Raw genomic sequence first — 1,311 nt, forward strand, 5'->3', positions numbered from 1 at the left:
GCGCCCGGGGGTGCGGGGCGGTCCGCAGCCGCATCCGCCGCCAGGCGCGCTGGACCAGGGCGGCGGTGACGGCCTGCCGGTCGAGCAGCTGGACGTCGAGATCGGGGCGGCCGGGCTCCTGGGTGACCAGGTAGCGGTCCGGGCCGGCCGGTCGGGCGGCGACCGGGCGCAGGCCGGCCTCGCGCAGGCTGCGCAGGAGCTGCGCCGGCTTCGGCCGCGGGTCGGGAGTGCCGACGGCGTAGCTGGTGCCGTGGGCGGCGGTCCAGCCGATCAGCAGTCCGAGCAGGAGGGCGGTGGGGGTGGCGTACCCGGCGGCGAGGCCGGCGAGGGCGGAGGCCGCGAGGGTGAGCCGGGGGAGCCGGCGCTCGCGGGCGCCGGAGGCGGTCAGGAAGGCGAGCACCGGGGCGAGGTAGCCGTAGACCGGTTCGGTGTGCGCCAGGCCGCCGCCGGGCAGCCGTTGGGTGAGCGCGGCGACCAGGGTCGGGGACGCCGCCTCGTCGACCCAGAGGTCGAGCGCGAGCGAGACCCCGTAGGCCAGGACGGCGGCCAGCAGCCCGTCGGAGAGGTGTTGGAGGGTGCGCCGACGGTCGGCTGCGGCCGAGGTCAGCCGGCGGGCCGCGGAGTAGGCGGGGACCAGCAGCAGGGCGGCGGTGGTCAGGCCCCCGGCGAGTCCGGCCAGGGTGCGCGGGACCAGTTCGGCGGCCTGGGCGACGTCGCTGGCGATGCCGGAGGTGGTGGCCCGCGCGTAGTCGGCGAGCAGCAGCGTCAGGGTGATCCCGGCGACACCGGCCAGCAGCCGGATCAGCGCCACCGGCTGCCGGACCCGGCCGGTGGCGGCCGGCCCGGGCGGCGCGTCCCCGCCGGGCCCGCTCGGCCCGGGTATGCCGCCGGACCGGGCACCGCCCGTGTCGCTGTCCACTCTCCCCGTCACGATCGCCACGGTTGGCATGCTCCCATGGCCCGGCCCGGGCGCGGCGGAGAACCCTTGGTCCGGGCGGTCGGGCGCGCCCGGGCGCCCGGGCCCACCGGCCCGTGGGGTGGGTCCGGCCTGTGGGGTGGGCCGGTGGGTCAGGCCTGCTCGGCGGGTCAGGCCTGCTCGGCGGGTCAGGCCTGCTCGGCGGGTCAGGCCTGGCGGGTGGGCAGGGCGACCAGGTGGCGGAGGTTGACGTGCCGGGGTCGGGTGACGGTGTAGCCGATCAGGTCCGCGATGTCGTCGGCGGTCAGGGCCGGGATCACGGCGAACATCCCGCCGAGCTGCTCGCGCAGCACCGGGTTGTCGATGTGCCCGCCGAGCTCGGTGTCGGTCAGTCC

The 1,311-nt window shown here is 78.3% G+C and carries 2 pseudogenes; both read right to left on the reverse strand.

Features of this window, described 5'->3' with window-relative positions:
• Positions 1 to 940: pseudogene (locus MCM47_RS40925) on the reverse strand (TIGR00374 family protein); the annotation flags it as partial.
• Positions 941 to 1,122: 182 nt separating this feature from the next.
• Positions 1,123 to 1,311 (reverse strand): annotated as a pseudogene (locus MCM47_RS40930) (short-chain dehydrogenase); the annotation flags it as partial.

This window comes from Kitasatospora sp. A2-31, from assembly GCF_022288725.1.
Lineage (GTDB): Bacteria > Actinomycetota > Actinomycetes > Streptomycetales > Streptomycetaceae > Kitasatospora.